The 26,634-nt window shown below is 41.5% G+C and carries 24 protein-coding genes and 1 riboswitch; of the genes, 9 read left to right on the top strand and 15 right to left on the bottom strand.

Going from position 1 to position 26,634, the window contains the following annotated elements:
* The first annotated feature begins 30 nt into the window (after positions 1-30).
* From BFP97_RS03985 to BFP97_RS03975, 3 genes are all read left to right on the top strand, one after another.
* Complete coding sequence (locus BFP97_RS03985) at positions 31-678, top strand: protein-L-isoaspartate(D-aspartate) O-methyltransferase (protein WP_069841172.1); 648 nt, start codon at positions 31-33, stop codon at positions 676-678.
* A gap of 206 nt (positions 679-884) precedes the next feature.
* Entirely contained in the window at positions 885-1,409 is a 525-nt protein-coding gene (locus tag BFP97_RS03980) for an acyl-CoA thioesterase (RefSeq protein WP_069841171.1), read from the top strand.
* A gap of 94 nt (positions 1,410-1,503) precedes the next feature.
* On the top strand, positions 1,504-2,091 hold the full coding sequence (locus BFP97_RS03975) for a hypothetical protein (RefSeq protein ID WP_069841170.1): 588 nt from the start codon (positions 1,504-1,506) through the stop codon (positions 2,089-2,091).
* A gap of 8 nt (positions 2,092-2,099) precedes the next feature.
* Here the strand turns inward: BFP97_RS03975 and BFP97_RS03970 are convergent, their stop codons facing one another.
* Genes BFP97_RS03970 through alaS form a run of 3 tightly spaced genes read right to left on the bottom strand, consistent with a single transcriptional unit; the run spans position 2,100 to position 7,311 of the window.
* The gene (locus tag BFP97_RS03970; protein WP_069841169.1) at positions 2,100-3,218 is read right to left on the bottom strand and encodes a TlpA family protein disulfide reductase; all 1,119 of its coding nucleotides are present in this window, start codon (positions 3,216-3,218) and stop codon (positions 2,100-2,102) included.
* A gap of 2 nt (positions 3,219-3,220) precedes the next feature.
* Complete coding sequence (gatB, locus tag BFP97_RS03965; protein WP_069841168.1) at positions 3,221-4,684, bottom strand: Asp-tRNA(Asn)/Glu-tRNA(Gln) amidotransferase subunit GatB; 1,464 nt, start codon at positions 4,682-4,684, stop codon at positions 3,221-3,223.
* Positions 4,681-7,311 carry an alanine--tRNA ligase gene (gene alaS, locus BFP97_RS03960; protein ID WP_069841167.1) on the bottom strand — a complete coding sequence of 877 codons (2,631 nt, stop codon included), beginning with the start codon at positions 7,309-7,311 and terminating at the stop codon, positions 4,681-4,683. The genes gatB and alaS overlap by 4 nt, the downstream gene beginning before the upstream one ends.
* A gap of 110 nt (positions 7,312-7,421) precedes the next feature.
* Between alaS and BFP97_RS03955 the strand changes: the two genes are divergently transcribed.
* From BFP97_RS03955 to dprA, 3 genes are all read left to right on the top strand, one after another.
* Positions 7,422-8,414: a M23 family metallopeptidase gene (locus BFP97_RS03955; RefSeq protein WP_069844191.1), complete on the top strand. Its 993-nt coding sequence runs from the start codon at positions 7,422-7,424 to the stop codon at positions 8,412-8,414.
* Positions 8,415-8,491: 77 nt separating this feature from the next.
* Complete coding sequence (locus tag BFP97_RS03950; RefSeq protein WP_069841166.1) at positions 8,492-8,830, top strand: MerR family transcriptional regulator; 339 nt, start codon at positions 8,492-8,494, stop codon at positions 8,828-8,830.
* A 2-nt stretch (positions 8,831-8,832) separates the two neighbouring features.
* Positions 8,833-9,933: a DNA-processing protein DprA gene (gene dprA, locus BFP97_RS03945; protein ID WP_069841165.1), complete on the top strand. Its 1,101-nt coding sequence runs from the start codon at positions 8,833-8,835 to the stop codon at positions 9,931-9,933.
* A gap of 217 nt (positions 9,934-10,150) precedes the next feature.
* Here dprA and BFP97_RS03940 read toward each other — a convergent pair whose 3' ends face one another.
* Both BFP97_RS03940 and BFP97_RS03935 read right to left on the bottom strand, forming a co-directional pair.
* Complete coding sequence (locus BFP97_RS03940) at positions 10,151-11,530, bottom strand: serine hydrolase domain-containing protein (protein WP_083262415.1); 1,380 nt, start codon at positions 11,528-11,530, stop codon at positions 10,151-10,153.
* A gap of 4 nt (positions 11,531-11,534) precedes the next feature.
* On the bottom strand, positions 11,535-12,386 hold the full coding sequence (locus BFP97_RS03935; RefSeq protein WP_069841163.1) for a hydroxymethylglutaryl-CoA lyase: 852 nt from the start codon (positions 12,384-12,386) through the stop codon (positions 11,535-11,537).
* A gap of 211 nt (positions 12,387-12,597) precedes the next feature.
* Between BFP97_RS03935 and BFP97_RS03930 the strand changes: the two genes are divergently transcribed.
* Positions 12,598-12,924, top strand: coding sequence for a PadR family transcriptional regulator (locus BFP97_RS03930; RefSeq protein WP_069841162.1), 327 nt, complete (start codon positions 12,598-12,600; stop codon positions 12,922-12,924).
* 35 nt (positions 12,925-12,959) lie between these two features.
* Complete coding sequence (locus BFP97_RS03925; protein ID WP_069841161.1) at positions 12,960-15,533, top strand: FtsX-like permease family protein; 2,574 nt, start codon at positions 12,960-12,962, stop codon at positions 15,531-15,533.
* 103 nt (positions 15,534-15,636) lie between these two features.
* Here the strand turns inward: BFP97_RS03925 and BFP97_RS03920 are convergent, their stop codons facing one another.
* The 5 genes from BFP97_RS03920 to BFP97_RS03900 all read right to left on the bottom strand — a co-directional run bounded on the left by BFP97_RS03920 (position 15,637) and on the right by BFP97_RS03900 (position 19,891).
* Positions 15,637-16,134, bottom strand: coding sequence for a fasciclin domain-containing protein (locus BFP97_RS03920; RefSeq protein ID WP_083262414.1), 498 nt, complete (start codon positions 16,132-16,134; stop codon positions 15,637-15,639).
* A 75-nt stretch (positions 16,135-16,209) separates the two neighbouring features.
* Positions 16,210-17,028 (bottom strand): anti-sigma factor domain-containing protein, encoded by an 819-nt coding sequence (locus BFP97_RS03915; RefSeq protein WP_069841160.1) that lies wholly within the window; start codon positions 17,026-17,028, stop codon positions 16,210-16,212.
* Entirely contained in the window at positions 17,028-17,585 is a 558-nt protein-coding gene (locus BFP97_RS03910; protein ID WP_221406587.1) for an RNA polymerase sigma factor, read from the bottom strand. The genes BFP97_RS03915 and BFP97_RS03910 overlap by 1 nt, the downstream gene beginning before the upstream one ends.
* Before the next feature lie 79 nt (positions 17,586-17,664).
* The gene (locus BFP97_RS03905) at positions 17,665-18,945 is read right to left on the bottom strand and encodes a DEAD/DEAH box helicase (RefSeq protein ID WP_069841158.1); all 1,281 of its coding nucleotides are present in this window, start codon (positions 18,943-18,945) and stop codon (positions 17,665-17,667) included.
* A 106-nt stretch (positions 18,946-19,051) separates the two neighbouring features.
* Positions 19,052-19,891: a dienelactone hydrolase family protein gene (locus BFP97_RS03900; protein WP_069841157.1), complete on the bottom strand. Its 840-nt coding sequence runs from the start codon at positions 19,889-19,891 to the stop codon at positions 19,052-19,054.
* Positions 19,892-20,081: 190 nt separating this feature from the next.
* On the opposite strand from BFP97_RS03900, the gene BFP97_RS03895 reads away from it, so the two are divergent.
* A complete protein-coding gene (locus BFP97_RS03895; RefSeq protein WP_069841156.1) occupies positions 20,082-20,588 on the top strand; it encodes a ClbS/DfsB family four-helix bundle protein in 507 nt (168 codons plus the stop codon).
* Here the strand turns inward: BFP97_RS03895 and metF are convergent.
* From metF to BFP97_RS03870, 5 genes are all read right to left on the bottom strand, one after another.
* Positions 20,580-21,533: a methylenetetrahydrofolate reductase [NAD(P)H] gene (metF, locus tag BFP97_RS03890; RefSeq protein ID WP_069841155.1), complete on the bottom strand. Its 954-nt coding sequence runs from the start codon at positions 21,531-21,533 to the stop codon at positions 20,580-20,582. The two genes, BFP97_RS03895 and metF, sit on opposite strands and share 9 nt — an antisense overlap.
* A 57-nt stretch (positions 21,534-21,590) precedes the next feature.
* Positions 21,591-21,956 carry a four helix bundle protein gene (locus BFP97_RS03885; protein ID WP_069841154.1) on the bottom strand — a complete coding sequence of 122 codons (366 nt, stop codon included), beginning with the start codon at positions 21,954-21,956 and terminating at the stop codon, positions 21,591-21,593.
* 67 nt (positions 21,957-22,023) lie between these two features.
* Entirely contained in the window at positions 22,024-24,708 is a 2,685-nt protein-coding gene (metH, locus tag BFP97_RS03880; RefSeq protein WP_083262688.1) for a methionine synthase, read from the bottom strand.
* Between the two features lie 4 nt (positions 24,709-24,712).
* Positions 24,713-25,723: a homocysteine S-methyltransferase family protein gene (locus BFP97_RS20910; protein WP_069841152.1), complete on the bottom strand. Its 1,011-nt coding sequence runs from the start codon at positions 25,721-25,723 to the stop codon at positions 24,713-24,715.
* Between the two features lie 43 nt (positions 25,724-25,766).
* A riboswitch (SAM riboswitch) is annotated at positions 25,767-25,871 on the bottom strand.
* Between the two features lie 46 nt (positions 25,872-25,917).
* Positions 25,918-26,634 (bottom strand): hypothetical protein, encoded by a 717-nt coding sequence (locus BFP97_RS03870; protein ID WP_139135175.1) that lies wholly within the window; start codon positions 26,632-26,634, stop codon positions 25,918-25,920.

Here is a 26,634-nt window from a genome sequence, read left to right as displayed (position 1 = left end):
ATGGCTTAAACTATCTTCGCCTTAGCATAAATGGAAGACAGTTACAGACACAAAGGTATGCGCAGACAGTTGGTAAAAACTGTACAAGCGCAGGGTATTAAAGACGAACGCGTACTCGCAGCAATCGGTAAAATTCCACGTCATTTCTTTTTTGAAAACGCCTTGGTTGAACATGCTTACGAAGACAAGGCCTTCCCTATTGGTGCCGGCCAAACTATCTCACAACCATATACCGTTGCCTTCCAAAGTGAGCTGCTTCAAATCAAACCTGGGGATAAAGTCCTTGAGATCGGAACTGGTTCGGGTTATCAAGCAATAGTGCTTCTGGAATTGGGTGCCGATGTCTATACTATAGAGTATCAGAAGACGCTTTATGAGCATACTAAATCTTTCTTGCCCAAGATGGGTTATAAGCCCCACTTCTTCTATGGTGATGGTTCCCAAGGTTTGAGTCGATTTGCTCCCTATGATAAAATCATCGTTACTGCGGGTGCGCCTACCGTCCCCAATGCCTTGATAGATCAACTCAAAGTTGGTGGTTGTCTGGTGATCCCTGTCGGTAATCAGAAAACACAGCAGATGATGCGCATTACCAAGACCGGTGAAAGTAAAATCACGAGCGAAGTCTTCAATGACTTTAAGTTTGTGCCCCTACTCGGTGACGATGGGTGGAAGTGATCGTAGTGCGTAGCGCGTAATACGTAATCCGTATTGAGTAAAGCGTATTCCGCGGTGGTATTTTAGTGTTTTTAAATATATAAATTATCATAATTTAATATTTATATATGTTAATTTATTAATACATAATATTCCATTAAGATTCTCGCACTACATAGAAGATTTTATTGCTCCAATCGCTAATTTTGCAACAGACAGAATTTACTATGGCAAAGAAGCAGAAAACTTGTAAGGACTCATGTGTCACCATGACCGAGTTGGTACTTCCTAACGACACCAATACGCTTAACAATCTTATGGGTGGACGTTTGATGCACTGGATGGATGTTGTTTCAGCTATTGCTGCTCAAAAGCACTCCAATCGCATCGTAGTGACTGCTTCTGCCGATAACATCTCATTTCGAAATCCGATACAATTGGGTGATGTGGTAACACTCGAAGCTAAGGTAACCCGAGCATTCAGCTCTTCTATGGAAGTCTATGTTGAGGTATATGCTGAGAACATCCCCTCTGGGACACGTTTTAAGAGCCATAGCGCCTTCTTCACCTTTGTAGCGGTAGATCAGGGTGGTCGCCCAATTGATGTGCCTGAATTGAAGCCAGAGACTTCTGAGGAGAAAGAACTTTACGATGGCGCACTGCGCAGAAGGCAACTAAGACTTGTTTTGGCCAAGCGTATGAAGCCGGAGGACGCTACCGAGCTTAAGAGTATTTTCGAGACAGAGGTATAGCTTCTAGATGCTTACGAATGCTTGGCTGACAGGATAATTAACATTTTCCGTTTCAAGTCTGGGTAAACAGCTGTTTCGATTTATCTTTGATCGTATGAGTGATCAGAACTTCCTAGCGCATTTCATTGAAGAACCTCTCTATGTTATAAAGGAAGACGCAACCCCTACTCCAGATACCTCTACAACAGAACCCATGGAGAAAAAAGAGGAACCAAAACCACAAGAAGCTACACTTTCTCTTGAGGTGGGCGTAGTCGATGCACCAACAACGGTTGAGGAACCTGCAGCTCCTGTCTATGTCAAACCACTGCCGACCGCAGGGAATAACCTCAAGCACTGTATCGTATTGGTAGACTCATCTGAGGAGTTACTCGAGGAACCTCTCAAAGACTTACTCTACAAGATCATTGGAGCAGTTAAAAGAAACCCAGAGGACATCTTGCTCGCCAACTGCCGTGATGCTGGAAAGGACCAAATCGAAGCACTATTAGCTAATAACAACCACAAGCACCTGCTAGCATTCGGAACCGATGTATTAACCGAACTCAACGGCATTCAACCTTATGCAATTCACAAACCGAAGTACGTTGCTATGCTCAAAGCAGACCCTCTAAGTGAAATTGCTTCTGATGTAGACAAGAAAAAAGCGCTTTGGAAAGCGCTTCAAGAAATGTTTTTGTAAAAAGAGGCTTATTCCGTCTCTCCAAAAATACTAGCCAACTTATTCTGTAGAGCTCTTCCTCTTAAGTTTTTGCCAATTACCCGTCCTTCAGGGTCTAACAATAAGGCGAATGGTATGGCATTCACTTTATAAGTCATCGCGGCTGCAGACTGAAAGTATTTCAGATCAGAGACATGTGTAGACCACACTAAACCATCTTTGGCAATAGCATCTAGCCATTGGTTTCTCGTCCTGTCTAAACTTACGCTGAATACCTCAAATCCTTTGTCATTGTACTTATTGTACATATTCACCACGTTCGGGTTTTCGGCCCTACATGGCTTACACCATCCAGCCCAGAAATCGAGCAAGACATACTTACCTCTTAAGTCTTCAAGGCTTGCTGTCTCTCCACCTGGAGTAGGCAAAGTAATGTTAGGGGCAATCTCTCCCATTGCTACTGCAGGTCTAAAAAACTCAAGGTTTGATGTGAAATACTCCACGTCCTTTGAGTTGGGAATCTCCTTTTGAAGTTTGGTCGCCAATGAATCCAGAAAATTGAACTCATCGGACTTATTCGGGATATAGTCCGTGATCAATAGAGAAACAAGCGATCCATCGAAATCCCAAGCCATTTGCTTTAGCTTTTCGATCTTACCAGCTTCCAAAGCCAAACCTTCTGTTGTCAACTCTTCTAATAGCGTTCCATTACCTGAATCACGAGCATTGATATACTTTTGATTAAAAGCGGTAACCACATCACGATATTCACCTAGATAGTCGTACAACTGTTCGATGTATTCTGCATCATCAGATCCTGTAACACGAATCATGCTTCCGCCCTGCCCCTCGGCCTCTACTTTTAAATCATCACCGTCCAACACGATCGTCTCGAATTGTTGCCCATAGACATTGATTCGGTAAAAACCAGGCCCATCAATTTCTGTTTCAATCTCGAAATTGCCTTTGTGGTCAGAATAAGCGGTCAGTACCGGGGTAATTTGTCCAGTCTCATAACGCTCGAGAATCACCTCACCTTGAGGAATTGGGTTTTCAATAGTACCGGTAATTTTAATCATACCGTCTTTTGAACTACCACAAGCGTTTACTACAAATGCGATGATCAAAAGGTTTAAAAACTTCTTCATTCCTATCCGTTTAACTTCTTATTCAATATTTTCTGGACCTGTTTTGCATCTGCTTTGCCCTGGCTCTTTTTCATCACTTGGCCCATAAACAGTCCCATTAATTTCTTTTTGCCTTGTTTAAAGGCTTCCACTTCCTTGGGTAAAGATAATAATACCTCCGTTACCATGTCATCAAGGGCGTCTACATTATCAACTGAGAGTAAATCCTTGCTTTCAGCGATATGCAAAGCACTCAAATCATTGTTGAGCATCTCAGGCAAAACGGTATGAGTGGCAACTGTATTATTCAAGCGACCCGCTTCTAAGAGATCGATCAAACCTGCCATTCTTTCTATCGAAATTCCAAGTTCATCAATGGACAAGTTTCTTTCATTCAACAGACCCTTTACTGCACCATTGAGCCAATTGGCCGCAGCCTTCTTGTTCGCTACCTTCTCACACAACGCATGAAAGTATCTGGCAGTTTCCTTCTCTTCCGTTAAAAGCGCAATATCGTAGTCAGATAGCTGATATTCAGCTTTGAATAGTTGCCTGTACTCACTTGGTGTGGTTTCCATATTAGCCTTCAATGAGTCTAGATATGGTGCTTCTATTACCACAGGAGGCAAATCTGGGCAAGGAAAGTAACGATAATCATTCATCGTTTCTTTAAATCTCATGCTGGCAGTCTTTCCTGTATTTGGGTCAAAGGTCCTTGTCTCGACATCAATGTGTTCATTAGACTGGAGCATCTTCAATTGACGCTCGAGTTCATGCGAAATCGCCCTACGAACATTGCTAAAGGAGTTCATGTTCTTCACCTCTACCTTATTTCCCAACTGTTCTGAACCAATTGGCATGATTGAGATATTGGCATCACAACGAAGTTCTCCTTTCTCCATATTGGCCTCACTAATGCCTAAAAAGCGTACAATTCTTCGAATTTCTTGTAAAAAGGCCGATGCCTCATCCGGACCTTTGATACTTGGTTCGGTCACAATTTCAATTAATGGACTTCCTGCCCTGTTCAAGTCGATTAGAGTAGATTCTCCTTCATCATGAATCGACTTGCCCGCATCCTCTTCCATATGGATATGGTGGAGCTCTACATAAGGCTGCTGAAAACCTTCTCCGAATAATTCTACCTTTCCGCCAACACAGATCGGTGTTTTATCCTGTGTTGTCTGATAACCCTTCGGTAAATCCGGATAGAAATAGCTCTTACGGGCAAAATGATTGACTTCCGTAATCTCACAACCACAGGCTAAGCCCATAAGAATGGCCTTTTCTACCACCTCCTTATTCAAAACGGGCAGTGTGCCAGGATGTCCTAATGAAATGACACTGATGTTCTCATTGGGTTGTGCATCAGAGGTATTCGGATCTGAAGAAAATATCTTTGAATCCGTATTCAGCTGTACATGAACCTCAAGGCCAACAACCGCCTGAAAACCCGCGTCTCTTAATTTGGTGATGACTTTGTTCACAAAGCAGCAATCATTTCATTGGCCTTCTCGGCTACTCTATCCAAACCGAAAAGATCTTTACCACCAGCGGTAGCAAAGAATGGCTGTCCACCACCTCCACCTTTGATCTCCTTAGCCAGTTCGCGAACCATCTGACCAGCGTTGAGCCCTTTATCCGCAACGAGCTTTTCATCGATTACCACGGCTATCTGAGGCTTACCATCAACGTCAGCAGCCAATACTGCAACAAGGTTATCTACTTCATTTTTAAGCTCAAAGGATAGCTTTTTTAGCACATCACCATTAGGCAATAAAACTTTAGTAACCAGGTAATTAAACCCATTTCCTTCAACCACTTGACTCAATAGATCTTGCTTGATCAAGCCAGACTGCTTGGCATGAAGTCCTTCAATGATTTTAGTCAATCGCTTCTGATCATCAATAAGGCTTGATATGGCTTTAGTTACTTCTTTAGGATTCTTTAGAAGCTCCTTCACCTCATTCAATTCCTTCTCTTGTTTCTGAACAAAAGCGAAGGCTTTCGGGCCTGTATAAGCCTCTATCCTTCTCACACCTGCAGCAACAGCGCTTTCTGAAACTATCTTGAACATTCCAATATCTCCGGTGGCCGTAACATGCGTTCCTCCACAGAGCTCAACAGAGTACTCAGGGTCAAAAGTGATCACACGAACATGATCTCCATACTTTTCTCCAAAGAGCGCCATTGCACCTAAAGCCTTTGCATCAGCGATCGGGACATTTCTCTTTTCATCCAGAGCAATGTTTTTGCGAATATGGTCATTCACAATGCGCTCGATTTCTTCTATCTGCTCATCTTCTACTTTTGAGAAGTGCGAAAAGTCAAACCTGAGGACATTATCAGACACCAAGGAACCTTTCTGCTGAACATGTGTGCCCAATGTATCTCTCAGCGCTGCATGTAGTAAATGCGTTGCACTGTGGTTACTTCTGATCAGTGTTCTTCTATCGCTATTGATAACTGCTTTGAAAGTCGCTTGTGGATTGCTTGGTATTTTATCCGTGTAATGAACGATCAGGTCATTCTCCTTCAATGTGTTGATCACTTTCACCGTTTCAGCATCATTGGTCAATACTCCAGTATCGCCTATCTGTCCACCACTCTCTCCATAGAAAGGAGTTTTGTTTAAAACCACTTGAAAGACTTTGCCTTTCTTCTCTTTGATTTCACGGTATTTGATGATCTTAGCCTCTGATTCTTCCTGATCATAACCAACAAATTCTACCGAATCTTCTCCATGCACTTCAATCCAATCACCCTTCTCTGAAACGGCATCAGCCTTAGAGCGTTGCTTTTGGGTTTCCATAGCAGCCGTAAAGCCAGCCTCATCAATCGTCAAACTGTTCTCACGGGCGATCAATGCAGTAAGATCCAATGGAAAACCAAAAGTGTCATAAAGTTCGAAAACTTCCTGACCATCAATGGTTTTAGTGCCACTTTCTTCAAGTCTTTGTTTTATTTGATCGAGTCGCTTCAGTCCATTCTCTAAAGTTCTTAGGAATGAGGATTCTTCCTCACGAATCACTTTAGCAATCAGGTCTTTTTGACTTTCTAACTCATCAAAGAATCCCTTGTATTGACCGGCTAATACCTCGACCAGTTCGTACATAAAAGGCTCTTTCAAGTTGAGGAAAGTATAGCCATAGCGCACAGCTCTTCTTAGAATTCGCCTGATCACATAACCAGCTTTATTATTCGATGGCAACTGATCGTCTGCTATAGCAAAAGAGATCGCTCTGATATGATCAACAATCACGCGAAGCGCAATATCTGTTTCTTCCTTTACACCATACTTCACTCCTGCTTTAGCAGATAGGTGATCGATTAATGGCATAAAGATGTCTGTATCGTAATTAGATAGCTTTCCTTGTAAAGCCATCGCCAAACGCTCAAAACCCATTCCTGTATCGATATGCTGAGCCGGAAGGTTATCCAAATGACCATCGGCTTTACGATCGAATTGCATAAATACAAGGTTCCAAACTTCAACCACCTGAGGATGATCCATATTGACAAGATCCTTACCTGGCACTTTTGCGATTTCTTCTTCAGAACGCAGGTCAATGTGTATTTCTGAACATGGCCCACACGGTCCCGTATCGCCCATTTCCCAGAAATTATCCTTTTTATCTCCATTGAGGATGCGTGATTCATCGATAAACGCTTTCCAGTAATCATAAGCCTCCTGATCAAAAGCCAGGTTATCGGCCTTATCTCCTTCGAAAACCGTTACATAAAGTCGATCTTTTGGTAATCCATAAACCTCCGTTAGCAACTCCCAGGCCCAACTGATCGCATCTTTCTTGAAATAATCACCAAAAGACCAATTACCGAGCATTTCAAACATGGTATGGTGGTAGGTATCAATACCTACTTCTTCCAAGTCATTGTGTTTACCAGAAACCCGCAGACACTTTTGACTATTCACTGCACGCGTATAATCAGCCTTAGCATTCCCCAGAAAGAGGTCTTTAAACTGGTTCATACCAGCATTGGTAAACATCAATGTCGGATCATTTTTCAGCACCATAGGGGCTGATGGCACGTACTTGTGTTGCTTCTTTTCGAAGAATTCGATGAACTTCGACCTTATCTCTCTCGACTGCATACCGGAACTGTTATCTGCTAAAGTGCGTTTGATTAATTTTATTAATTTTGCTGGGTCTATGCATTAAAAGCAAAGCCACAAAATTAGGAGAATTTCAAAAAGGATTCTTAATGTCTAAAATAAAATATTACTACGATACCGAGACCTGTAAATACGAACGGGTAAAGGTTAAAAAAAGCGATATAATCATCAATGCATTGGGTTTTACGTCCCTCGCTGTGGTGCTCGCCATAGGCATTATTGTAGTACTCTCTAGGTACTTCGAATCTCCTAAAGAAATGGCCCTTATCAAGGAAAATGAGGAGCTTAAACTGTATTATGATCTAATGCAGGAACAGTTGACGGGCATGGACAACATGCTTGGGGTCTTGCAAGAAAAGGACGATCACGTTTACCGAACTGTTTTTGAAGCTGAGCCGATCGCTAGTACAGTGAGAGAAGCAGGATCCGGAGGCGTTCTTAAATACAGGAACCTGCTGGAAAGTGACTTAGACAATAAAGACTTGGTTGTCGGTACCTTGGAAAGGATAGACAGGGTTAAGAAAAAGATGTACATCCAGACCAAGTCTTATGACGAGATTCTTGATCTGGCTCGAAACAAAGAAGCCTATTATGCGGCAATGCCCGCCATTCAACCCGTTTCAAACGAAGAGCTAAGAAGACTTTCTTCTGGTTTTGGTAGAAGAATGGACCCTATTCTAAAGGTGAGAAAGATGCACTACGGCACAGACTTCTCCGCTGAACGAGGTACTCCTATCTATGCCACGGCAGATGGCACTGTGTCCAGAACAAGAAAAGACCTTACAGGGCTCGGAAATCACGTGAAGATTGACCACGGCTTTGGTTTTGAAACCTTATATGGTCATATGGTCCGTTACATTGTCAAAAAAGGACAAAAAGTAAAACGTGGCGATATTATTGGCTACGTTGGTAACTCAGGAAAGTCTACTGCTCCACACCTCCATTATGAGGTTCATGTGAACGGTAAAGCAGTGAACCCTGTGTATTATTTCTACAAGGATTTGGATGCCAATGAGTTTGAAGAAATACTGAGACTTTCTTCTATCGAAAACCAGTCGCTCGGTTCTTATTCTAATCGATAATTATTTCTTTTATTTCGGTTGATATTTAATCTTTAAGATTAAAGTTATTCTTTCAACATATTTTGTAACTTTCTGATATGCCGTACAAAGAGAAGCCTATTGTCAAAAAATATTTCACCATAGGTGAAGTAGCAAAAGAGCTTGGCGTGGCTACTTCTCTGATTCGTTTTTGGGAAACCCAGTTTGATTTCATTCGCCCCAAAAAGAACTCAAAAGGCAACCGCAAATTCACGCAAGACGATCTTAAAAAACTGAAGTTGGTTTACCACCTGGTAAAAGAAAAAGGGTATACCCTGCATGGTGCCCAAGACCATATCAAAAACAGTAAGGATAGCATTGATGATAAAGCGGAATTGGTAGAATCTCTCCAAAAGGTCCGTTCTTTCCTTGAAGAGATGAAAAACAATCTTCCTTAAAGATGGAGCAGCGTTACCAAGTGGCGCTCTCGCTTATCTCTGGTATAGGCCCTGTTCTATCCAAACAACTTATTAATCATTTCGGTAGCGCACAAGAGATCTTTAAGGCATCAAAAGGAAGAGTTTCTAAGGTAAACGGTTTCGGAGTAAAACTGTCCTCCCTACTGTCTGATGAAGAAAAGCTACTTCGACAGGCTGATCAACTCATTGAAAAGTCGTACAGACAAAACATTGCCATTCACTGCTTGAAAGATGACAGCTACCCAAAAAGACTCCTTCAAATACCCGATGCACCTTTAGTGCTTTACACCAAAGGGAAAGTAGACTTAAACCCCAATAAATCAGTCGGTATTGTGGGTACTCGAAAAGCAACTAAATATGGCCTGGCCACTACCGAAAGCATTGTCGCTGATGCTGAATCCAACCGACCAACGGTTATCTCCGGCTTGGCTTATGGAATAGATGTTAGAGCCCATGAGGCCGCTTTAGAAGAAAGCCTACCGACCATAGCAGTCTTAGCCTGCGGGCTGCAAACAGTTTACCCTGCGGGCAACAGGGAAACTGCGAATAAGATGCTTGATGCCGGAGGATTAATCAGCGAGTATCCGATCGGCACGAAGGCTGACCCAAGATATTTCCCAGCTCGCAACAGGATCATTGCTGGTTTATCTGATGCACTAATCGTGGTGGAAGCTGCCAAGAAAGGAGGTGCTCTGATAACGGGTAATATTGCTCATAGTTATGAGAGGCCGGTGTTTGCTGTACCTGGGCAACTAGATAAATCTAATTCCGAGGGATGCAACCAGCTTATTAGGAACTATAAAGCATCTATCTATACAGGTTTTCGAGATGTTGTGGAGGCATTGAACTGGGATAGGGAAAAAGAACAAAAAGTTCAAATGATCACTGCCAAACTCGAGAAGCTTACAGGGCTTGAGAAGAAGGTGGTTGATACCTTACTAGCGAATGGCCAACAGATGAAGCTTGATGACCTGAGTTGGCAAAGTCAGATCCCCTTGAACCAATTGGCATCTATCCTGTTACAACTAGAATTTGAGGGAATTATCAAACCTCTACCGGGTAAGGAGTATAGATTGGGATAGGAAGGTGATTAGGTGATTAGGTGATTAGGTGATTAGGTGATTAGGTGATTAGGTGATTAGGTGATTAGGTGATTAGGTGATTAGGTGAAGTTCAGGTTTGGCAAGAGCATTCCAACTATTCATTATTAATTCTTCATTAAACATTCGGCATTGCCTGGACATATTGACTAAACAAAAACTTGTACGGAATAATGAGACCAGGAAATTGTAAGTCACTTCACCAATGCATCCCCATCGTATAGGTTCCTTGTTTAACCCTTAACAACTCATATACCAAATTATGAATGTCGGGACGCACATTGAGTTGGTAGATTTTACTATTGTTTCTTGTGGGGTAAACTCTATTAGACAGAAAGACAAAGAGTAAATCATTATCAGGATCGGCCCATACCAGAGTGCCGGTATAGCCAGAGTGCCCAAAGCTTGCTTCGCTGGCACCTTTGGCGACACTGCTCAGGTTGGCATCATATTCCACCAAGGGCTTGTCAAACCCCATCCCCCTTCTATTACCAACTTCACAAAACTGACAATCCGTGAACTCCTGAATAGTGCTTTCTTTTAAATAGGTATTACCTTCGAACTGGCCGCCATTGAGCAGCATTTGATATACTTTAGCCACGTCTGCTGCACGGCTAAACAATCCAGCATTACCCGAAACTCCAAGCATCATTGCAGCACCTTCATCATGCACAACACCATGTAATATCTGCATCCTGAAAAAAGTATCTACCTCCGTGGGTACAATTCTATCTAAGTCGAACTGCTTACCTGCATTAAAGCGAAGCGTATTAGCCCCCATTGGCACGTAGAACTCGTCATAAAGGAATTGATCAAAGGACTTTCCAGTTAATCGCCTTACCAGTTCTGGAATGAGATAGAAAGTTAGACCAGAGTAAACATATCGCTTGTCTTTACTCACCTTCGACTTTCTGATCATTTTATAGATCTTCTTTTGAATAAAGTCTTTGTGCATGAAAAGCCCTGCTTCAGAAATTCTGTAAGGGTAGTTAGCCGATGAATCTCGGCTCACTGTCTTATTTCGATACTTGCCGTTTCGCTTTTGAGACTCGGACCAATAGGGAATCCATGCCCTCAAACCGGCTTGATGCGCCAGTACATCACGCATTACAAGGTTTTTCTTCTTGCCCTTGGCAACATCAGGAAAGTATTCACCCATCGTTTTATCAGGGTTGAACAAGCCCATATCATAGAGCTTCATTAGCGCTAAAGTGGATGCAGTGGTTTTGGTGACGGAAGCCAAGTCGTAGATATCAGTGGTATCGACAGGAATCACCTTATCATAAGTATGATAGCCAAATGCTTTGTGATAGATCACGAGCCCCTGCTTCGCGATCAGTACCTGTCCACCAGGAAAAGCCATCGAATCAATGGCTTGTTGCATAATCCGATCGATTCCGTCATTTAACTTCTTCGCATCTATCTCAAACACATCTGGTCGACCTGATCGGAGTCCATCCCCTGCTCGATTGATGCCCCTTACTACCTGTTTTTGAGTTATAAAAACTGGATCGTCCTGTCCCTGAACTTGAATTGCTATAAAGAGCATGGATAACCACAAACTACATCTTACGCTCATGACATTAGTTTACAGGGAAAACATCTAAACTCATTACCATAGCCTGATCAAACGCATTCTTGTTCAGTCCAGTTTCCTGACCAACAGTATTCAAATAGTCAAGGAGTCGCTCCGTTGCAATATTTCCGGTAAGATCATCCTTTGCCATTGGACAGCCTCCGAACCCTTTGATTGCCGTATCGAATCGTCTGCACCCCGCCAGATAGGCCGATTCAAGTTTTTCTTTGGTCTTTTCTGGTGTTGAATGAAAATGGGCACCAAATTCAATATCTGGGTATGTCGAAATACTCGTAGCAAACACACTTTCTATTACATCCGGTGCAGCCACACCTATGGTATCTGATAAACTGATAATTTGGACTCCCAAGACATTGAGTTTTTCAACAAAATCGGCAATAATTTCTTCATTAAAAGGCTCACCATACGGGTTTCCAAAACCCATTGAAATATAAGTTACCAGCGTCTTCCCATGCTTCTCACAAAGATTTTGAATATCAGCTACCGTAGCCAGTGCCTCATCGATCGACTTATTGGTATTTCGCAGCTGAAACTGCTCTGAGATTGACAGCGGAAAACCCAAGTAGTCTATTTCCTCAAATTGAATAGCTTGTTCAGCCCCTCTAACATTCGCGACTATAGCAAGAAGCTTTGTCGAAGTCTCAGAAAGATTGAGTTTGTCTAATACCTCGGCCGTATCTCTGAGCTGAGGTATGGCCTTTGGCGAAACAAAGCTTCCAAAGTCGATTGTATCAAAGCCCACCTTCAAAAGTTGATTGATATATAGCGCCTTTTTCTCAGTTGGAATAAATTCATGCAATCCCTGCATAGCATCTCTTGGACACTCTATTATTTTCATTGAGTAAGTTTATACCCTTGATTGGTTACATCCAAACTTATCTATCAATTTAGTGCCCTGACGATTTTATTAGCGACTATCCCTCCAAGGGATTGAAACCTGATACACTCTCCCCTATTCCTTCAACTAAGAATCATAGCTTATTAGTTCTACTATATCGAACATATAAAGTAATTTCTTATATTTGATCTACTTAGTAGAACAAATCAAGATGGTAAAAGAATATCTCGGAGAGCTTGAAGAGCTAATACTTCTATTGATTATAACCTTGAAAGATGATGCCTATGGTCTCTCAATTAGACGGTCGTTGAAAGACCAAGCCAATAGGACGATGACCATTGGCTCTGTACACGGAACCCTCAATCGCCTAGAAAAAAAGGGTTTAGCCATCTCACACTACAGCGATGCGACAGAAGTTCGAGGCGGAAGAAGCAAGAGAATTTTCGCTGTTACAGCCATTGGCAAAAGAGCACTAGAAAAGAGCAGGGATATCAAAGTAAATCTCTGGAAGCAAATCCCTGAATTGACAATAAGTTGAAGAGGTCTTCCCACATACCGAAGTTCGCAAGGCAGATGCTCAAGTGGATCTGTAAAGAAGAATATATAGAAGAGATCATTGGTGATCTCTATGAATACAATGATGAATTGAGAGAAAGGCCAGTTTGGCAGAAAAAGCTGTTCTTCTGGTTTCAGGTATTCAATTTCATAAAACCATGGTCAGTCAAAAACTTCAAAGGAAATCAACATCTAACACAAACAGCAATGTTCAAAAACTTCATCACTTCAGCCTTCAGGTCAATCAAAAGGCAAAAAACATTCTCGTTTATTAATATAATGGGATTAGCGATCGGCATATCCGTATCTCTTATGCTCTTCCTTTTTATACAAAATGAACTCCAATACGATAAATTCCATGAAAACAAAGAGGATATCTTCAGAGTAATCTCGCGTTACACGACCACCAGTGGGAACACAAACAGCTCGGCAATTACTTTCGGGTCAGTGGTTCCAGAGATGATCAAGTCTATTCCGGAAGTGCCGTATGCCACGAGAATTTACAATTATGGTGCGACTGAAATCATCTCAAACCAGACCAAGTATAAGGATCGTTCCATGTACTTTTCTGACCATGATTTCTTTAAAATATTCTCCTTTGAACCGCTCTATGGTAAAAGTATTGATCAAGAAGCCTTTGAAAACAATGGCGTAGTCATAAGCACCACGCTGTCCAAAACACTCTTTGGAGACACATCCCCGATTGGAGAGGTTATCAAAATCCTTGAGCACGACTACAGTATTATATCTGTGGTTGAGGTACCGAAAAAATCTCACCTCCAGTTCGACCTTCTCGTTTCACTCAGTGGCTTTCCAGACCTTGACACCTGGGCTTATAAAAGTGGTTTAGACTTTCACAGCTATGGCATGTACGCGAGTGATGTGAATCGCGCTACAGTGGATGCCAAAATTGAGAAACTATACAATGATCAAATGAATCAAAGATTTGCAGATTTCATTTCAATGTCAGACAACTATGTCCAACCCTTTGAAGATGTCTACCTTAATTCTCAGGGTATTTCTAGCAACATCAGGAGTGGAAGTAAGCAGACCATGTATGTCTTGGCAGGAATTGACATACTCATATTGCTCATTGCTATCATCAATTATATCAACCTTACTACCGCACAATATGAAAGAAGGATAAAGGAAATAGGAGTTAGAAAAGTCATAGGAGCGGACAGGAACAGCCTGATTATCCAATTTCTGGGAGAGTCTACCATACTCACCTTTATAGCCTTTGTCATTGCACTTGGCATAACCCAATTGTTAGTAGAACCCTTCGGTCAAATGATGCAGATACCTGCTGAAGTAACCTATTGGTCTGAGCCCGAGGTCATGCTAGGCATGTTCGTATCAACCTTTGTATTGGGCATTATTTCTGGTATTTATCCAGCATTGTTCGTTTCAAAATTCAAGCCTTCCAGAATTCTCAAAAGAGATTTCTCGAATGTCAAAACAAACATGAAGGGTAGTAAGATCCTTGTGACTTTTCAGTTCGCAATAGCCATCATACTTGTAATCAACTTCACTTTCATCAATAAGCAGATCTCTTATGTCAAAAATATAGACCTTGGTTTTTCAAAGGACCAGATTCTGGTTGTAAACAATCTTAGCAGCAAAATCAAAGCTTCTTATGATGCCATTGAATCGGAGGTGCTTACCTCTCCCAGCGTTATAGAGATGACTTCTTCTCAGTCTGCCTTGGGAAGAGGATCAAGTGGTCAAACGGCTCATTTAGCAACTGAAAGTCCTAATACAGCTCAGCCCATTGGAGAGCTAAGAACTGGCTACAACTTCATTAAAACCTATGACATAGAAATCCTTGAGGGAAGAGATTTTTCAAGAGATCTTACAACCGACAAAAACGCATTTCTGATCAATGAATCTGGAAAAAGACTACTCTTCTCAGGCAATGAAAGTCCGATCGGTAAATCGATTGTTGTAGCAGGACGGAAGGGCCCAGTCATTGGTGTAGTGAAAGACTTCAACTATTCACATTTAAAAAGACAAATCTCTCCCGTTGTGCTAAGCCTGGGAAGCCCATATAATCTTGCACTATCCATTAAGATTAGTACCTCAGGCATTCCACAAACAATTGAGCATATTGAAACATCACTTCAAAAAGTTGATCCTGATTATGAAATCGGGTATTACTTCCTTGACGACTATTTCAACGATATGTTTGAAGCTGAAGAACGAAACGCTTCACTTATCTCCTACTCAAGCATCTTAACCATCTTGATTTCACTAGTGGGTTTAGTCGCTCTCATTGGACACGGCCTAACCAAGAGAATGAAAGAGGTTGCGATTAGAAAGGTACTTGGTGCTAAAGTGAAGCAAATCCTTTGGAACCTGACTATAGAGTATTGCTGGATCATTATCATCGCTAACATACTGGCCATTCCTCTTTCTATAATTGCTATAAATGAGTGGCTACCGTCTTTTGCTTATAGAATTGATCCTGTGGATTATTGGAGTGTATTTGTTCTTATTGCGGTCTTGTCATTCACCCTTGCCTTGATGCTCATCTTCGTTCAAGTCTATAAACGCTCAAGAATGAACCCTGTGGAAGTACTTGCAAACGATTAGATACATTCCTTCACTTTCTTAGCAATCAGAAAGAATCAAGTCAAATGCCTTATAACAAAAAAGGCCCCGATTTCTCGGAGCCTTTCAACCTTAAACTTAACGCTTACATGTTAGGTGGTAAAATCACCTTGTCAATAATGTGAACAACACCATTTTTTGCTTTAACATCTGCAGCGACAACTTTCGCTCCACTAATCTTAACGGTACTACCGCTAATAGAAACAGATACATTTTGTCCTTGAACTGTTTTTGCCTTTTGTCCATTAGATAAATCCGTAGACATTACTTTACCAGCAACTACATGGTAAGTAAGAATAGCAACTAATTTGTCTTTATTCTCAGGCTTCAAAAGCATTTCTAAAGTTCCTGCAGGTAGTGCAGCAAACGCCTCATCAGTTGGAGCAAATACAGTGAAAGGTCCATCTCCCTGTAAAGTTTCTACTAAGCCTCCAGCTTTTACGGCTGCCACTAATGTTTTCAAGTTATCAGCACCAACTGCTAATTCTACGATGTCTTTTGACTGTGCTTTAGCAACAGATACGGTTAGTAACATTGCGAAAAGCGTTGCAGCTAATGATCTAAAAATTTTCTGAGTTTTCATAATTGGATAATTTTTCAATGTTTGATTAAAACTATCCTAGATACGACCTGCTCGGAGGGCTTGGATTTCGAAGTGTTAACTTTTTTTCAAAAAACCTTTAACAAAGGTCTTATCCACAGTGGCAATTGGGCTTCCACCCTCTTTTTCAAGCGTCACGGCAAATGCCTCAACGTTTCCTTTGATCACCTTCAATTCCTGAACCAATTGGTTATGATCAAATATACCAGCATCAATTGGCGCCAGTCCTGGCTTTATTGCCCACAGCTGATATTGATGCCCGTGGGGTGGTTCCGGAAGGTTGTCTACACTGATAAAAACAGCGTTACTCTTAGTATTCCAAAATACGTTTGCAAAAGACTCTGGTGATAAGTCAAGACCCTCCATCCTTATATGCACATTATCTTCACTTAAGAAATGAGCAATTCTCAATTGAGCATATTGAAGTTGTTGATCGGTTTGACTCACACGATTAGCCAATGAGGTCTGATCAGACTCCAAAGCGGCCAATTGATCTTTGGTATTCTTGAATTGAGAATAAAAAATGTAATTGAAACCCAGACTAATAAATAAAAGAATACTAGCCGCAATAGACCAAACCGGCACTATGTTAACACGCTGAATTTTAACTTCAGGCTCATCATCAAGAACTTTAAAAAACTTCTCCTTCTCAATTTCTTGAATTGATTCCAACGCTCCTTCAAGAATCTCTGAATTTGGGGATTTGGATTCTGCTTCTGCAAATTTCAACAAACTCTCCCTAAGCGAATCCAATTCCAAACGAACCTCGTTGTATTGACTTGCAATTCTATCCACCTCCTTCATCTCTTGCTCATTGAGCTCACCTGCCAGGTAGGCCTCTAAGATTCCCGATGATATGTACGCTTGAATATCCATTATATGATCGATCTCAAGTGCTTTATAGCAGTTCTAATTCTTGTTTTGACGGTGCCTAAAGGTATACCGAGCTTTTCGCATATCTCTTTATGAGTATAGCCTTCAAAGAAGGACATCTTTATCAGAGTCTTCAAATCCTCCGGAAGCTGTGCAATCAACTGTTTAGCATACAATGTCTCCATTTCGTCACCACTAGAAACACTCTCTGCTATACTTACGACTTCAACTCCGTTTTTAGATTCCTGAGAGAGTCGATAATCTTTAGTTCTTGTCTTATCGATCGCAGCATTTTTACTAACACGAACGAGCCAAGTAAATAGAGAGCCTTTAGAGCCGTCAAAATTATGCCCATTCTGCCAAATTTTCAATAAAACTGACTGCAAAACATCTTCGGACATGACCTCATCCCGAAGCACCCGATTAATGACATTCAGTAGCAAAGGACCGTAATGTGTGAAAACTAATTGAATGGCCTCCTTATTCCTTTCTGCGAGCAGATGGCTTATTTTACTTTCGACTGAGGAGGTCATCGTAAGCTGTTGGACTGAGAGTGACAAAGTTTTTCGGTTTGTGGTACAAACGCTCAGAACTTACCATTTGTTTAAACTTTTTGTTAATTCATTAAACAAAAAAACATTACCTTCTTTTCTTTCGCCTGGGCTTAGTGTTAGCTCCGTTGAAAGGCTTCTTTCTCTTATGTCGAGAATCGTTAGGTTTGTTCTGACCAGATTCTTTCTTCTTCCTGGTCAAAGGCTCCTTCTTGGCTTTAGGCTCCGCAGGTTGGTCAGTGACTTTGTAGCCTTCAGGAATTTCCGAAGGAATTCTTTCCCCCAACAACTTTTCTATCCCTCTTACTAAAGGCAAGTCATCATTTGACACCAAAGAGATTGCCTCACCACTGGCTCCTGCTCTACCAGTCCTTCCGATTCTATGCACATAGTCTTCAGCTACCTTTGGTAAATCGAAATTGATAACATGGGGCAATAAGGGTATATCAAGTCCCCGGGCGGCAATGTCAGTAGCTACTAATACTCTAACATCTCCCTTCTTAAACCCCGCTAAGGCATTTGTTCTCGCTCCTTGACTCTTATCGCCATGAATAGCAGCCGAAGTGATCCCCCGTTTATCTAGTTTTTTGCTTAATCGATTAGCTCCATGTTTCGTTTTGGAGAAGACCAATACTTGTCGCCATTCTCCTTCTGAAATCATTCTGATCAGAAACTCTGCCTTATCGGCCCTATCTAGTCGATAAATCTTCTGAACAATGACTTCTACAGCAGTATTTTCGGGAGTTGCTTCTACCGTCACAGGATCCATCATGAATGAGCCTGCCAACTGCTTGATTTCTTTTGAAAAAGTGGCTGAGAATAATAGGTTTTGCCTCCTTTCAGGAATCAATGACATGATTTTTTTGATATCCCTGAGAAAGCCCATATCCAACATTCTATCTGCCTCATCCAAGACAAAAACCTCAACATGAGCCAAAGAAACGAGCCCTTGTTGATGTAAATCCAATAACCTTCCGGGGGTAGCCACCAAAATGTCAACTCCATTTCTAAGCTCTCTTACTTGAGCCCCTTGTTTAATCCCACCGAAAATCACTGTAGAATTTAAATGTAGAAACTCACTATACGCGATAACATTTTCTTGAATTTGGGCCGCTAACTCCCTTGTAGGCGTCAGAATCAGTGAACGTACTGGCCTTCTCTTTGGCTGCTTTTCTTCTGAAAGAATTTGAAGAATTGGCAATACGAAACCAGCGGTCTTACCCGTCCCGGTTTGCGCTGAGGCCAAAACATCTTTTCTTTCTAGTATGACGGGAATTGCCTTTTCTTGAATAGGAGAAGGCGTATTGTATCCTACTTTGTCAATTGCATGAAGCAATGAGGTCGATAGACCTAGAGATTTAAATGTCATAAGAGTTGTTAGTGAAATGACAACTCTTCATTAAGCTCCATTTCCGGGTGAGCTGCTAAGGTAGGCTAATTCTGACCAAGTCTACCACTAAACCAGAACAATCGGCTTACTTGAATACTTCTTCAAAAAGAGATTTCATTCTTCCCCAGGAATCTTCATCTGCTGCTTTCTGATATTTCAGCGGCATATTGAATTGAGCACCCAATGTATCGGCATCAGGATTCGTAAAACCGTGAAGGGCTCCTTCATAAGACATGTACTCGTAACTGGCATTTACTGCATCCATAGCAGCTTTATAATCCACCACAGTCTGTGCTGGAACGAAAGGATCATCAGCACCATTAGCGACAAAGACACGCGCTGTTAAATCTTCTGATGGAGGAATTGGCAATCGTACACCAGCGTGAAATGCAGCTACTGCATCTAGATCATATCCGGCATTGGCCATGCTCAGAATAACACTACCTCCAAAGCAATAACCTATTGCTCCTATCTTATCTGGATCAACATCTGGATGGTTCTGCAGAACTTCAATCGCCTTTTCAAATCTGGCTTTTGCTTCATCCATATTAGCAAATGTCTGACTCATAAACTTTTGCGCATCCCCAGGATGTTCAGCCACTTTACCGTCACCATACATATCTACTGCTATGGCCACATAGCCCAATTCGGCAAGCATTTCAGCTCTCTTTCTCATATAAGGCGTGTGGCCCCACCATTCATGAACCACTAGAATACCAGGTCTTTTTCCAGACTGATTTTCATCCAAAACGAGGTATCCTTTAAGGTTAGTGGAATCTGTTGCGTAGGAAACCTCCTCGCCAACAATGTTAGGTACATGACTATCATTGATCGACTCTGAGGACTTCTTTTCACCTGAGCAGTTAGAAACAATTACAGCAATGATCGCTAGACCAAAAGTGAGTATATGGATTTTCTTTATCATAGCAGAAAAGTTTAATCTCTTCAAATTACAAAAGTTATACTGAAAGGGCTTATAGAAGTAGCACGGATGCTTCTTTATTCAAAAAAAGGAATGGCACCTTTCAAATGATGACAAATATTGGCTAATCAATTAACCTTAATCATTATATATTCGTCAGGAACACACGAATATTGATTTATCAAAACGGGTTATGGCACGACCGAAGACTAAAACAGAGCTCTTAGAGCTCGCTGAAAAAAACTATGAGAGACTGATCAATTTCATATCTGATCTACCTGAAGACAAATTAAATAAAGAGTTTCCAACTGGTTTTCTAAATCGAAATATCAGGGATGTGATCGCTCATTTATATCATTGGCATACCATGGTTCAAAGCTGGGTTGAGGTGGGTATGGCAGGTGACAAACCAGATATTCCTGCTAAAGGATATACTTGGAAGACTTGCCCTGAACTCAATAGATCAATTCAGGCAAAATATTCAAAAACACCCCTGGATGAAGCCAAGGATCTATTTAGCAAAAGTCATAAAGAAATGATCCAAACGATCGAGGCATACAGTAACGAGGAACTCTTCGAGAAAAAAAGATACAAATGGACCGGTACCACCTCGATGGGCTCCTATCTAACATCCTGTACTTCAAGCCACTATGACTGGGCGTATAAATTGATTAAAAAATGTCTTAAGACATCAAAATAAGGCCTCAGCAATCTTTTTAGTCACCAGTGACTTACTCATGGTGTAGTAGTGTAAGCACGGCACTCCTGCCTCTTTTAACTCTCTAGACTGCTCGATAGCCCACTCTACTCCCACTTCTCTTGCCGCGGTATTGTCCTTGCAGTCTTCAAGTGCATCCACCAAATCATCGGGTAAGTCCACATGAAATATACTTGGCAATACGTTCATTTGCTTGAGAGTAGTGATTGGCTTCAGGCCAGGAATTATCGGCACGTGGATATCATTGGCTCTACACTTCTCGACAAAATCAAAATACTTCTGATTATCGAAGAACATTTGAGTAACAATATACTCTGCACCCATTTCAACCTTCATTTTTAGGTATTTTAAATCGGACTTGAGGCTTGGGGCTTCAAAGTGTTTTTCTGGATATCCGGCAATACCTATGCAAAAATCCGTTTTGTTACGCTTCACTTCTTCATGCAGATAGGCGCCATCGTTTAAGTCTAGAACTTGTTGTAAGAGGTCACTGGCATATGAATGTCCATTTGGGTCGGCCTCAAAACGACCTTCGGACTTAATCGCGTCTCCTCTCAGCACCAAAACATTGTCAATACCCAAGAAATCCAGATCGATGAGGGCATTTTCCGTTTCTTCTTTGCTGAACCCTCCACATATGATATGAGGCACGGCATCAACTCCATATTTGTTGATAATAGCAGCACAAATACCAACCGTACCAGGGCGCTTTCTAGTAGAGACCTTTTCCAACAGGCCGTTCTCTCGCTTTTTATAGATGTATTCCTCACGATGGTAAGTCACATCAATAAAAGGGGGTTTAAACTCCATTAAAGGATCAATAGCATTAAATATACTCTGTACACTTTCTCCCTTCTGAGGGGGAAGTATTTCGAAACTGAAGAGTGTCTTTCCCTTTGCGTTTTTTATATGTTCGGTGACTTTCATAAGCTCATGTGATTAAGTGTTGATGTAATGGGGTACTGAAGTCAAGTCTATGACTAGTCATTTATTTCTTAAATATTTTATTAAAGCCAAGATAGTCGCCTTTGTTTCCTCTGTTTGACTTTGAAGATTTTCTATTCTGTCTCGTGAGAAATACTCAACATCTAAGAGTACATAACTCATACTTTTAACTTCGAGACATGAAGCCACAGAATAGTCCAAAAACTTCAGAAAGTCCTTATTTGAGTATCGGCCAAACCCTTCTGCTATGTTATTCATAATTGATAATCCAGCTCTTTTAAATTGAGATTTAGTATCAAAGTCTTTGGCTAATTCGCCCTCTCTGCTCATTCTGAAGATTTCACAAGTAAGCTTTCTAGCTAATTGCCAACACTTTAAATCTTCGAACTTTGTCACTTTTGCCATTCTTACCCTTTTTTTTAAAACCTAATTTTTTAGTCAACACGTCCGAACATCTATACTTCAGTTCTTACTAAATATCATAACTCAGGTTTGGGGCTAACCATTTTTCAGCTTTCGCTAGAGAGAAGCCCTTTCTACTGGCGTAATCTTCCACCTGATCTTTTTCAATTTTACCTAAGCCGAAGTATTTGGCTTCTTCATGCATGAAATAAAATCCAGAAACCGAAGAAGCCGGGTACATAGCAAAAGATTCTGTCAAACTGATGCCTGTATGCTTTTCAGCTTCTAGCAGGTTGAACAGTAGTTCCTTTTCAGTATGATCCGGACATGCAGGATAGCCTGGTGCCGGTCTGATGCCCTGGTAGCGTTCTTTGATAAGTGTTTCATTATCAAGTGACTCGTTCTCAGCATAGGCCCACAATTCCTTCCTCACTTTTTCGTGCATTAACTCTGCAAAGGCCTCAGCTAACCGATCGGCTACTGCCTTAATCATGATTGAATTATAGTCGTCATGATCCTTTTCATACTTTTCAATCAAAGACTCGATACCGATGCCTGCAGTCACGGCAAATCCGCCTATATAGTCTTTATTGCCTGTTTCCTTTGGAGCTACGAAATCAGCTAGGGATAAATTAGGAAGGCCAGCTCCCTTTTTACCCTGCTGACGGAGCATATGAAAGGTTGTCAGTACTTCTTCTCTACTATCATTGGTATACACTTCGATATCATCCCCAATTGAATTGGCAGGATATAATCCAACTACAGCATTTGCATACAAGAGATCATTCTCAATAATCTGATCTAAAACTATCTGTGCATCTTCAAAAAGTTTCTTAGCCTCTTCACCGATGACTTCATTATCGAAGATTGCTGGGTACTTTCCTTTCAACATCCAGGTATTGAAGAAAGGTGTCCAATCTATGTACTTGCGAATTTCTTCAATTGAATAATCCTTAAAGACTTGATTACCCAATTGTTTGGGTTTTACAAACTCTTTGGCACCCCAATCTACTTTGACTTTATTCTCCTGAGCATCGGTAAATGGGATGTAGTTCTTCACCTGCTTTCGATTAGCATGATCCTCACGGAGTTTGGCATACTCTTCTTTAGTCTTGCCATGAAACTGATCATAGGTTTCTTCACTGATTAGCTCTCCTGCTACAGGAACACTCTTAGAGGCATCGAGCACATGGACAACTGAACCCGAGTAAACCGGATCAATCTTTACGGCAGTATGAATCCTTGACGTGGTCGCTCCTCCAATCATCAATGGGAGTTTCATATTTCTGCGCTCCATTTCTTTAGCCACAGTCACCATTTCATCTAGTGATGGAGTGATTAATCCACTAAGACCAATGGCATCAACATTCTCTTCAATCGCTTTGTCCAGAATCTTATCTGCGGGTACCATCACTCCCATGTCTACTATATCATAGTTGTTACAGGCCAGCACCACCCCCACAATATTCTTTCCTATATCATGAACATCGCCTTTTACTGTAGCTAGCAGCACTTTCGAAGCCGCAGAAGTATCTTTATTGGCCGCTTTCTCAGCCTCTAAATAAGGTAGCAGATAAGCAACCGCCTTTTTCATCACCCGTGCACTTTTAACCACCTGAGGCAAGAACATCTTCCCACTGCCGAAAAGGTCACCTACTACATTCATTCCATCCATTAAAGGACCTTCAATCACATGAAGTGGCTTTGCGTGTTGCTGACGAGCTTCTTCCGTATCTTCCTCAATGAACTCTACGATACCCTTCACCAAGGCATGTTCCAATCTTTTCTCAACAGGTTCTTTACGCCACGCGTCATCCTTTACCTGTTTCTTACCTTCTCCCTTGACAGTCTCAGCAAACTCGAGAAGTCTTTCCGTTGCATCATCCCTTCTATTGAGCAACACATCTTCGACTCGTTCTAATAAGTCTTTAGGAATATCATCGTAAACCTCGAGCATAGTTGGGTTTACGATGCCCATATCCATTCCTTCTTTAATCGCATGATACAAGAAGGCTGAATGCATGGCCTCACGAACAGGGTTGTTACCTCTAAAGGAGAAAGACACATTAGAAACTCCTCCACTTACGTGGGCACCTGGAAGGTTTTCTCTTATCCAACGGGTAGCTCTGAAAAAGTCTGTAGCGTTATTATTGTGTTCTTCAATCCCTGTGGCTACAGGAAAAATATTCGGATCAAAGATGATATCTTCCTTTGGAAAGCCGACCTGATCCACCAGGACTCTGTAGGATCGTTCACAAATCTCGATTCTTCTTTCATAAGAATCTGCCTGTCCTTCCTCATCAAAGGCCATTACTATGACAGCGGCACCATATCTTTTTACCTTCTTGGCCTGCTCTATAAACTTTTCTTCTCCTTCTTTCAAAGAGATTGAGTTAACCACTCCTTTACCTTGAATACACTTTAACCCTGCTTCGATAATCTCCCATTTCGAAGAGTCAATCATGATAGGGATTCGAGCAATATCTGGTTCCGCTGCAATAAGATTGAGGAACTTCACCATGGCTTCTTTACCATCGAGCATCCCTTCGTCCATATTTACATCGAGTATTTGAGCCCCTCCTTCGACCTGATTTCGAGCAACTTCCAAGGCTTCATCATACTTTTCCTCTTTAATGAGTCGTGCGAATCTCAAGGAACCTGTGACATTGGTCCTTTCACCGACATTGATAAAATTCAACTCAGGTGTCACAATTAATGGCTCAAGGCCAGAAAGTCTTAGTGTAACTTTGCTCATCGGATTAAGCTTCAATAAGTTTTTCAATAGGACGCGGCTGATGTTTTGAAGCTACCTCCGCAATCATTTTTATGTGATCTGGAGTAGTACCACAGCAGCCTCCAACAATATTTAAGAAGTTATCTTCCAAGAAGCCGTCTATAAGGCTTGCCATCTCTTCAGGTGATTGATCATACTCACCAAATTCATTTGGTAGACCGGCATTTGGATGTGCACTCACATGAAATGGAGCCTTCTTTGAAAGTGTCTGTAGGTATGGTCTTAGTTGTTCAGCACCTAATGCACAGTTCAACCCGATGCTTAGCAGAGGTATATGTGATAACGAAACTAAAAATGCTTCCGTGGTCTGGCCAGATAAGGTCCTTCCACTAGCATCAGTAATAGTTCCTGAAACCATTACAGGCCATTCTTTTCCTCTATCCTCAAATACTTCTTGAATGGCAAATACGGCAGCCTTTGCATTTAGGGTATCGAAAACAGTTTCCACAAGCAAAAGATCCGCTCCTCCGTCTAAAAGGGCCTCTGCCTGTTGTCTGTAAGCAGTAACGAGTTCATCAAAGGTCACTGCTCTGAAGCCTGGATCATTGACATCTGGAGAAAGGGAAGCCGTTCTGTTCGTGGGGCCCATGGAGCCTGCTACAAAACGTGGCTTATGAGGTTCGCGAGCTGTGAACTCTTCTGCAACTTCCTTAGCAATCTTAGCCGACTGATAATTGATGCCATATACTGCATCTTCCAGGTGATAATCGGCTTGAGCTATGGTCGTACCACTAAACGTATTCGTTTCAGCAATATCAGCACCGGCCTCATAGTATAATCCATGAATCTCTTTGATGATGTCAGGACGTGTAATAGACAATAGATCGTTGTTTCCTTTTAAGGGATGATCGTGATCTTTGAACCTATCTCCTCTGAAATCTTCTTCCTCCAGTGTGTGCCTCTGGATCATGGTGCCCATTGCCCCATCCAAAACCAATATTCTATCCTTGAGGATTTCTTGAATCTTTTTCGCCATTCTTTTAATTATATGGCTTACCTAGAAAGTTAGAGAGTATCTATCCTCATCTTTTCCTCGATGGCTCGAGGCTAGGAATTAGCACCAGGTATTACCCAGGTTGCTAAGACATCATCGGGCCTAGTCCCTCCGTCTTTCTTGATAAGCAATGCAAATAAAATGATTTAGCGGAAATAGTTAATATGGTTTCCAAATTATTTAATGGAATACATCAGTTTGAAACTAAAGTTCAGCGAAGGCACTATTCCCTGGAATTCATCATCATAATCTCTACCGTACATACGGTCAAAATTTTCGGGTCTTCTTGCGTCTGGTGTGAAGTCTTGATTGATGAATCCAATTGCTCCTAAAATCTCTAGATCTATTGGGCCTATGAGGTGAGTAAGGAAACCGATATTCCAACGTACACCAATATCTTGCCTAGTAATTCCATAGGTCGCCTTTTCAAAGTACTCACAACCACTGCCACAGTCTAGCCTAAATACCCTAGTCCGATCATAATTGATTTCATTGAAGAGTAATTCAAGCCCAATGAACGGCAGTATACCAGTCCTTGGATTTCTATTCAACCAGCCTCTTAAACCGGATAAAGTCTGCGGTTCGCTGGCATACACTTTTAAAGTCACAGAGCTCTTAAATCCCGATTTATCGGCAAAATAGGTTACGTCATCTTCAAAAACATCCCAAGGCAAGATGCTTCCGTATCTATATTCAATGTTGAAGTTATTGCCCAAACGATGTTCTATAGCAGCAGTTACCGAGGGGAATCTCCAGGCTAGTTGAGTGGGAACAACTTTCACAGCAAATTTTGGTACTACCAGCTGACTATCTACTTCAGGTTGATAATACTCCTGCGCCTTTAAGTTGAGCGCAATGAGCATCAGCGTTGTGGTTAAAAGACTCTTAATCAT

It is taken from the genome of Roseivirga sp. 4D4, from assembly GCF_001747095.1.
Classification (GTDB): Bacteria; Bacteroidota; Bacteroidia; order Cytophagales; family Cyclobacteriaceae; genus Roseivirga.
Note: the sequence above shows the minus strand (reverse complement) of the source record. Positions and strands in the feature narration are given on the sequence as shown.

Coding starts and splice junctions, on each gene's coding strand:
- BFP97_RS03985 (WP_069841172.1), top strand. CDS start 31: ATGGAAGACAGTTACAGACACAAAGGTATGCGCAGACAGTTGGTAAAA.
- BFP97_RS03980 (WP_069841171.1), top strand. CDS start 885: ATGGCAAAGAAGCAGAAAACTTGTAAGGACTCATGTGTCACCATGACC.
- BFP97_RS03975 (WP_069841170.1), top strand. CDS start 1,504: ATGAGTGATCAGAACTTCCTAGCGCATTTCATTGAAGAACCTCTCTAT.
- BFP97_RS03970 (WP_069841169.1), bottom strand. CDS start 3,218: ATGAAGAAGTTTTTAAACCTTTTGATCATCGCATTTGTAGTAAACGCT.
- alaS (WP_069841167.1), bottom strand. CDS start 7,311: ATGCAGTCGAGAGAGATAAGGTCGAAGTTCATCGAATTCTTCGAAAAG.
- BFP97_RS03955 (WP_069844191.1), top strand. CDS start 7,422: ATGTCTAAAATAAAATATTACTACGATACCGAGACCTGTAAATACGAA.
- BFP97_RS03950 (WP_069841166.1), top strand. CDS start 8,492: ATGCCGTACAAAGAGAAGCCTATTGTCAAAAAATATTTCACCATAGGT.
- dprA (WP_069841165.1), top strand. CDS start 8,833: ATGGAGCAGCGTTACCAAGTGGCGCTCTCGCTTATCTCTGGTATAGGC.
- BFP97_RS03940 (WP_083262415.1), bottom strand. CDS start 11,530: ATGAGCGTAAGATGTAGTTTGTGGTTATCCATGCTCTTTATAGCAATT.
- BFP97_RS03935 (WP_069841163.1), bottom strand. CDS start 12,386: ATGAAAATAATAGAGTGTCCAAGAGATGCTATGCAGGGATTGCATGAA.
- BFP97_RS03930 (WP_069841162.1), top strand. CDS start 12,598: ATGGTAAAAGAATATCTCGGAGAGCTTGAAGAGCTAATACTTCTATTG.
- BFP97_RS03925 (WP_069841161.1), top strand. CDS start 12,960: ATGCTCAAGTGGATCTGTAAAGAAGAATATATAGAAGAGATCATTGGT.
- BFP97_RS03920 (WP_083262414.1), bottom strand. CDS start 16,134: ATGAAAACTCAGAAAATTTTTAGATCATTAGCTGCAACGCTTTTCGCA.
- BFP97_RS03915 (WP_069841160.1), bottom strand. CDS start 17,028: ATGGATATTCAAGCGTACATATCATCGGGAATCTTAGAGGCCTACCTG.
- BFP97_RS03905 (WP_069841158.1), bottom strand. CDS start 18,945: ATGACATTTAAATCTCTAGGTCTATCGACCTCATTGCTTCATGCAATT.
- BFP97_RS03900 (WP_069841157.1), bottom strand. CDS start 19,891: ATGATAAAGAAAATCCATATACTCACTTTTGGTCTAGCGATCATTGCT.
- BFP97_RS03895 (WP_069841156.1), top strand. CDS start 20,082: ATGGCACGACCGAAGACTAAAACAGAGCTCTTAGAGCTCGCTGAAAAA.
- metF (WP_069841155.1), bottom strand. CDS start 21,533: ATGAAAGTCACCGAACATATAAAAAACGCAAAGGGAAAGACACTCTTC.
- BFP97_RS03885 (WP_069841154.1), bottom strand. CDS start 21,956: ATGGCAAAAGTGACAAAGTTCGAAGATTTAAAGTGTTGGCAATTAGCT.
- metH (WP_083262688.1), bottom strand. CDS start 24,708: ATGAGCAAAGTTACACTAAGACTTTCTGGCCTTGAGCCATTAATTGTG.
- BFP97_RS20910 (WP_069841152.1), bottom strand. CDS start 25,723: ATGGCGAAAAAGATTCAAGAAATCCTCAAGGATAGAATATTGGTTTTG.
- BFP97_RS03870 (WP_139135175.1), bottom strand. CDS start 26,634: ATGATTAAGAGTCTTTTAACCACAACGCTGATGCTCATTGCGCTCAAC.